The organism is uncultured Tepidimonas sp. (assembly GCF_938045175.1).
Classification (GTDB): Bacteria; Pseudomonadota; Gammaproteobacteria; order Burkholderiales; family Burkholderiaceae_C; genus Tepidimonas.
This window is the reverse complement of record NZ_CALIND010000154.1, coordinates 1-6048: the sequence shown is the minus strand read 5'-3', so window position 1 is coordinate 6048 and position 6048 is coordinate 1. Positions and strand designations below refer to the sequence as shown.

Here is a 6048-nt window from a genome sequence, read left to right as displayed (position 1 = left end):
CTGGGTCGATTCGATGGCGGGGCCGCAGACGGTGGCGGTCGTGCAACCGATTCACGTGGCGGGTGCGATCGCCCTGCACACGTCGGCCGTGCGCTGGGTCGCATATCCGGGATCTTCAAAACTGGCCGTTCCCACCGACGTGGACGCCTGTGACGTGCTTTGGGTGAGCGCCCGAGCCCCCAAACCCGGACCGGCCATCGCCACCGAACTCGGCTACCGCGCAGAAGGGGCGCTGCAGAGCTACCGCTGGCATGCCGCGTCATCGGCATCGAGTGGGGGCACGCTCTACGCCCAGCGCTGGGTGACCGATGCGCGGCCGTGCCCGTCCTTGCGCAGCGTGTACGATCGACTGCCATGAGCGATCGACCGCAGCCCCTTTTCATCACCTTCGAAGGCATCGACGGCGCCGGCAAATCGACCCACATCGCCACGCTGGCCGAGCGGCTGCGCCACCAGGGGCGTGCGGTGACGGTGACCCGCGAGCCCGGCGGCACCGCGCTGGCCGAGGCGCTGCGCGAGAACCTGCTGCGCACGTCCATGGATGCCCTGACCGAGGCGCTGCTGGTGTTTGCCGCCCGGCGCGACCACCTGCGGCACGTCATCGAGCCGGCGCTGGCGGCGGGGCAGGTGGTGCTGTGCGACCGCTTCACGGACGCCACGTTTGCCTACCAAGGGTACGGGCGGGGCTTCGATCTCGACGTGTTGCGCACCCTCGAGCGCTGGGTGCAGTCGGGCCCGGCCGGCTGGCGACAGCCCGATCTGACCTTGTGGTTCGACGTGCCGCCCGAGGTGGCGGCAGCGCGACTGGCGCAGGCGAGGGCACCCGACCGGTTCGAGGCGCAGCCGCAGGCGTTCTTCGAGCGCGTGGCGGCCGGTTACGCCGCGCGCGCAGCCGAGGCGCCACAGCGGATCGTTCGCATCGACGCGCGGGCAGAGGTGTCCGCTGTCTGGCAACAGGTGGAGGCCGCCTGTCGCGCGCGGGGGGTGCTGCCATGACGCTTGCGCCGTGGCTGCAGCGCCAACTGCGGTCGTTGCTCGCGCTGCGGGGACACGCCGTGCTGCTGGCTGGCCCGGCAGGCCTGGGCCAGTTCGATCTGGCACTGGCGCTGGCGCGCGCCTGGCTGTGCGAGCGGCCGAACGAGCAGGGCGCCTGCGACACCTGTCCGTCGTGCCACGCAATCGACGTGCGCACCCATGCCGACTTGTTCGCGCTGATGCCGGAGCAGCAGGCGATCGAACTGGGCTGGCCGCTCGATCCGCTCACGCAGGAGCGCATCGAGCGCAAGGAGATCAAACCCAGCCGCCAGATTCGAGTCGAGGCGACGCGCGCCGCGGTGGCGTTCACCCAGGTCACCCATGCGCGCGAGCCCGGCAAAGTGGTGCTGATCCATCCGGCCGAAGCCCTCAATCCCGAGTCGGCCAACACGTTGCTCAAGACCCTGGAAGAACCGCCGGGCCGGGTGCGCTTCGTGCTGGCCACCGAAGCCGCCCATCAATTGCTGCCCACCATCCGCAGCCGCTGCCTAACGCATGCCATGCGCTGGCCCGAAGAGCACGAGGGCCGGGCGTGGCTGAGCCGGGTGGCGGCGACCGACTACCCGGCATTGGGCGAGGACGACTGGATTGCCTGCTGGCGGGCGGCAGGGGCGCGCCCGCAAGAAGCGCTGAACTGGGCCAGCCTGGGCCTGACGGCACGCTTGTGGGCGGAATTACCGCAGCGGCTGGCGCACGGGGACTGGACACCGATCGCCGACTGGCCGCTGGCGCGCCAGTTACAAGTGGCGATGATGCTGTGCCACGACGCCATGGCGCAGGCAGCGGGGGCTGCGCCGCGCTACTTTGCGGCCGATGCGCTGCCCACGGCACCCCCGCAGCGCTTGGGCGGTTTGTGGCGGGCCTTGCAGCAGGCACGGCGCACCGTGGAGCACCCGGTTCAGGTGGGGCTGTGGACGGAAGCCTGGGCACAACGCATGCGCACGGCCTTTTCGAGCGCACGGCTGTCACGGGCGGCCGCGGCGCTACACTCGCGTGCATGAGCACGGATCCCTCAGCGGGGGATGCGGCCAACCATCCGCGTCCCACCGTCATCCAACTGTCGATCAAGGAAAAAGGCGCACTCTACGCCGCCTATATCCCCCTGTTTGCCGAGGGCGGCATCTTCGTGCCGTCCACGCGGGAGTATGCCCTGGGCCAAGACGTGTACGTGCTGCTGACGCTGCCCGATGATCCGCAGCGGTACCCGGTCGCGGGCAAGGTCGCGTGGATCACGCCCGCGGGTGCCACTGGCTCGCGCACGCAGGGCGTCGGGGTGCGCTTTCCGGCCGATGACAAATCGCGTGCGCTCAAAGCCCGGATCGAGGAAATCCTGGGCTCACACCTGGCCTCGGATCGCCCGACACAAACGATTTGACGATGCTGGCGCTGGGCCCAGCATGCCACACGAACCGACCTCATGTATACCGATTCCCATTGTCACCTCGACTTTCCGGAGCTGCAGCAAAACGTCGCGGAGGTGTTGGCCGCGATGCGAGCCGCCCGCGTCGATCGCGCGCTGTGTATCTGCACCACGCTGGAAGGGTTCGAAGCGGTACACCGCTTGGCCCTGCAAGGCGCGCAGCCCACGCCGCCGTGGTTGTGGGCGACGGTGGGCGTGCACCCGGACAACGAAGGCGTGCGCGAGCCCACCGTGGCCGATTTGACCGAGCGCGCGGCGCTCGCGCGCGTCGTGGCCATTGGCGAGACCGGGCTCGATTACTACCGCCTGGGCGAGCGCACCGTGGCCGACATGGAGTGGCAGCGGCAGCGCTTTCGCGTCCACATCCGCGCGGCGCGGCAGACGGGCTTGCCGCTCGTGATCCACACCCGCAGCGCGTCCGACGACACGCTCGCCATCCTGCGCGAGGAGGGGGGATTCACCTCGGCCGCGGCCGGGGATGGTCGTGGCAGCGTCACGGGCGTGTTTCATTGCTTCACCGAGACGCGCGAGGTCGCGCGCGCGGCGCTCGACATGGGTTTTTATATTTCGTTTTCGGGGATTCTGACGTTCAAGAACGCGGTAGACCTGCGCGACGTCGCTCGCTACGTGCCGCTGGAGCGCTGCTTGATCGAAACCGACAGCCCCTATTTGGCGCCGGTACCGCACCGTGGCAAGACCAATACCCCCGCGTTCGTGCCGCTGGTGGCCGCCCAGTTGGCCGAGCTCAAAGGCGTACCGGTGGAAGCGGTTGCGGCCGCGACGAGCGACAACTTCGAGCGGCTTTTTCTGCAGCCGGTGTCGACGCCGATCATCGAGCAAAGCTCAGACGCGACATGAAAAACGTCACGCAATGGCTTGTCGTAACGGTGCTTTCCGTATACTGCGGATTGGCATTCGGGCAGCGCTCGTACGACCAGTTCATCACCGCCGTGGTGCGCGACGATGTGGCCACCGTGCGGCAGCTGCACGCGCGCGGGTTCGACCTCGACACCCCCGACCCCGACCTGAATCCGGCCCTGGTGTTGGCGCTGCAGCGCGATGCGCTGGCCGTGGCCCGATACTTGGTCGATCAACCCAGCGTCAATATCGAAGCGCTCAACGCGGCTGGCGAGAATGCCCTGATGATGGCAGCACTGCGGGATCACTTGGACATTGTGCAACGCTTGCTCGCGCGCGGCGCACAGGTCAACCGCCCGGGTTGGGCTCCCCTGCACTATGCCGCCACCAACAAGGGAGCGCACGCGCTGGCCATCACGCGCCTGCTGTTGGAGCACCACGCCTACATCGATGCCGAGTCGCCCAACCGCACGACCCCTCTTATGATGGCGGCCCGCTACGGCCGCGAGGAAGTGGTGCGCCTATTGCTGGACGAGGGGGCGGACCCGACGTTGCGCAACCAGCAAGGGCTGGATGCGATGGACTTTGCCCGCCAGGTCGGGCGCCAAACCGTGGTGGATATGATCGCGGCCTCCATTCGCGCCCGCCAGCCGCGCGGGCAATGGTGAACGACCAGAACCAGGTTTGACCGAACGAGGATGCGAGATGACCAATCCGCAACAGGCAACGAGACGTGATGCCCACGATCTGTTGGGCGGGCTGCTGATGGCCATCCTGGGCTTTGCGGCGGCATGGTACGCCCACGGCCACTATGAGCTGGGTACCCCCCGCAACATGGGGCCGGGGTTTTTTCCGTTTTGGCTTGGGCTTTTGCTGGGCGTGTTGGGCGTGCTCATTGCGCTGCCGGCGCTGGTGCGCCCAGGTGTACGCATCGCCGTGGCATGGCGCACGCTGGCGTGTGTCATCGGCTCTCTTGTGCTGTTTGCCGCGGCGCTCAAGCCCGCGGGCCTGGTCTTGGCCACGGCGGCTTCCGTGCTGCTGGCGTCGCTCGCCGATCGCAGCATAGCGTGGCGCACGCGCCTGATCGCCGCTGCCGTCATCGCGGCCTTGTGCTGGCTGGTTTTCAGCCTGGCGCTGGGCATGGTGCTGCCAGTCTGGCCGTGGAGCGTCTGATCGGCGACATCGAGGACACCCAACCATGGATATCGCACAAGGACTCTGGCTCGGGCTGCAGCAAGCCATGCAGCCGATGATGCTGCTGTACTGCTTCCTCGGCGTCTTCATTGGCACCCTGATCGGTGTGCTGCCCGGCATCGGGGCGATGGCCACGATCTCGCTGCTGCTGCCAGTCACCTATCACATTCCCCCGACCGCGGCCATCATCATGTTGGCTGGGGTGTATTACGGTGCGCAATATGGCGGCTCGACTGCCTCCATTTTGCTCAATCTACCGGGTACTCCGTCCTCGGCGGTGACTTGTCTGGACGGATATCCGATGTCGAAACAGGGTAGGGCAGGCGTCGCGCTTTTCATGACGACCGTCGCGTCTTTCGTGGGCTCGATGTTGGGCATCGTGATACTGGCCGGTTTTGCACCGGCCATCGCCGAGATTGGACTGAAGTTTGGTCCGGCGGAGTATTTCGCGATGATGCTGCTGGGCCTGATCGCGGCGTCCACGCTGGCGTCGGGATCGCCCGTCAAGGGCTTGGCCATGGTCGTGCTCGGGCTGTTGCTGGGCACGGTGGGCACCGATGTCAACTCGGGGCAGGCGCGCTACGACTTCGGCATCCCCGAGCTGATGGATGGCATCAACATCGTGGCATTGGCGATGGGGCTGTTTGGTATCGCCGAAGTGGTGAGCTCCGTCAACCAGCCGCGCGAGGGCCAGATCAACGACCGCATCACCTGGCGCTCGATGTTGCCGACCCCGGCCGATTGGAAGGCGTCGATCATACCCATGGTGCGCGGCACCGGTATCGGCAGTTTTTTCGGTGCGCTGCCCGGCACGGGTGCGTCGATCGCGTCGTTCATGGCCTATGCCACCGAAAAGAAGCTGGCGCGCGACCCGTCGCGCTTTGGCAAAGGCGCCATCGAGGGCGTGACTGCCCCCGAGGCCGCCAACAACGCCGCTGCGCAGACGGCGTTCGTGCCCACGCTGTCGCTGGGCATCCCGGGCGACGCCGTCATGGCGCTGATGCTAGGCGCCCTCATCATCCACGGCATCCAGCCCGGGCCGCTGCTCATGACCAACCAGCCCGACCTGTTCTGGGGTCTGATCGTGAGCTTTGGCATCGGCAACCTCATGCTGATGATCCTGAATCTGCCGCTGGTGGGCATGTGGGTGGCGATCCTGCGCATTCCGTACAGTGTGCTGTACCCGGCCATCCTCGTTTTCATCGCGCTGGGCACCTACAGCGTCAACAACAACGTGTTCGACATCTACATGGTGGCGATCATCGGGCTGCTGGGCTATGCGCTGGCCGTGCTGCGCTTCGAGGCGGCGCCGCTGATGCTCGGCTTCGTGCTCGGGCCGTTGATGGAGGAAAACCTGCGACGTGCGTTGCTGCTGTCACGCGGCGACGCGATGGTCTTCCTCGAGCGCCCGATCAGCTTGGGCTTCATGCTGGCCTGTGGCGCGCTGCTGGTCTGGTCACTGTGGGGTGCGCTGCGCCAGGCGCTGCGGGCGCGTGAGCGCGCCCGGGAATCGTGATTCAAAAGTTCTACAATTTGTATTA

General features: G+C 67.0%; 8 protein-coding genes. All 8 read left to right on the top strand.

All coding sequences use genetic code 11. The annotated features are described in order from the left end of the window. On the top strand, window positions 1–358 hold a 358-nt coding region (locus Q0716_RS08035; protein WP_299021749.1), incomplete at its 5' end, for a hypothetical protein. Then, window positions 355–996 (top strand): dTMP kinase, encoded by a 642-nt coding sequence (tmk, locus tag Q0716_RS08030; RefSeq protein ID WP_299021742.1) that lies wholly within the window; start codon window positions 355–357, stop codon window positions 994–996. The genes Q0716_RS08035 and tmk, both read left to right, overlap by 4 nt. Beyond that, window positions 993–2036 carry a DNA polymerase III subunit delta' gene (locus Q0716_RS08025; protein ID WP_299021740.1) on the top strand — a complete coding sequence of 348 codons (1044 nt, stop codon included), beginning with the start codon at window positions 993–995 and terminating at the stop codon, window positions 2034–2036. The genes tmk and Q0716_RS08025 overlap by 4 nt, the downstream gene beginning before the upstream one ends. Further along, the gene (locus Q0716_RS08020; protein WP_299021737.1) at window positions 2033–2410 is read left to right on the top strand and encodes a PilZ domain-containing protein; all 378 of its coding nucleotides are present in this window, start codon (window positions 2033–2035) and stop codon (window positions 2408–2410) included. Before Q0716_RS08025 ends, Q0716_RS08020 begins: the two co-directional genes overlap by 4 nt. Window positions 2411–2452: 42 nt before the next feature. Beyond that, window positions 2453–3313, top strand: coding sequence for a TatD family hydrolase (locus Q0716_RS08015; RefSeq protein ID WP_299021734.1), 861 nt, complete (start codon window positions 2453–2455; stop codon window positions 3311–3313). A 29-nt stretch (window positions 3314–3342) separates the two neighbouring features. Beyond that, the gene (locus Q0716_RS08010; protein WP_299021731.1) at window positions 3343–3981 is read left to right on the top strand and encodes an ankyrin repeat domain-containing protein; all 639 of its coding nucleotides are present in this window, start codon (window positions 3343–3345) and stop codon (window positions 3979–3981) included. Between the two features lie 37 nt (window positions 3982–4018). Next, complete coding sequence (locus tag Q0716_RS08005) at window positions 4019–4486, top strand: tripartite tricarboxylate transporter TctB family protein (RefSeq protein WP_299021728.1); 468 nt, start codon at window positions 4019–4021, stop codon at window positions 4484–4486. Window positions 4487–4511: 25 nt separating this feature from the next. After that, complete coding sequence (locus tag Q0716_RS08000; protein ID WP_299021726.1) at window positions 4512–6023, top strand: tripartite tricarboxylate transporter permease; 1512 nt, start codon at window positions 4512–4514, stop codon at window positions 6021–6023. The last annotated feature ends 25 nt before the right edge of the window (window positions 6024–6048 follow it).

What these genes read in the sequence shown, in the direction of transcription:
- Q0716_RS08000 (WP_299021726.1), top strand. Translation starts at nt 4,512, where the DNA reads ATGGATATCGCACAAGGACTCTGGCTCGGGCTGCAGCAAGCCATGCAG.
- tmk (WP_299021742.1), top strand. Translation starts at nt 355, where the DNA reads ATGAGCGATCGACCGCAGCCCCTTTTCATCACCTTCGAAGGCATCGAC.
- Q0716_RS08025 (WP_299021740.1), top strand. Translation starts at nt 993, where the DNA reads ATGACGCTTGCGCCGTGGCTGCAGCGCCAACTGCGGTCGTTGCTCGCG.
- Q0716_RS08020 (WP_299021737.1), top strand. Translation starts at nt 2,033, where the DNA reads ATGAGCACGGATCCCTCAGCGGGGGATGCGGCCAACCATCCGCGTCCC.
- Q0716_RS08005 (WP_299021728.1), top strand. Translation starts at nt 4,019, where the DNA reads ATGACCAATCCGCAACAGGCAACGAGACGTGATGCCCACGATCTGTTG.
- Q0716_RS08015 (WP_299021734.1), top strand. Translation starts at nt 2,453, where the DNA reads ATGTATACCGATTCCCATTGTCACCTCGACTTTCCGGAGCTGCAGCAA.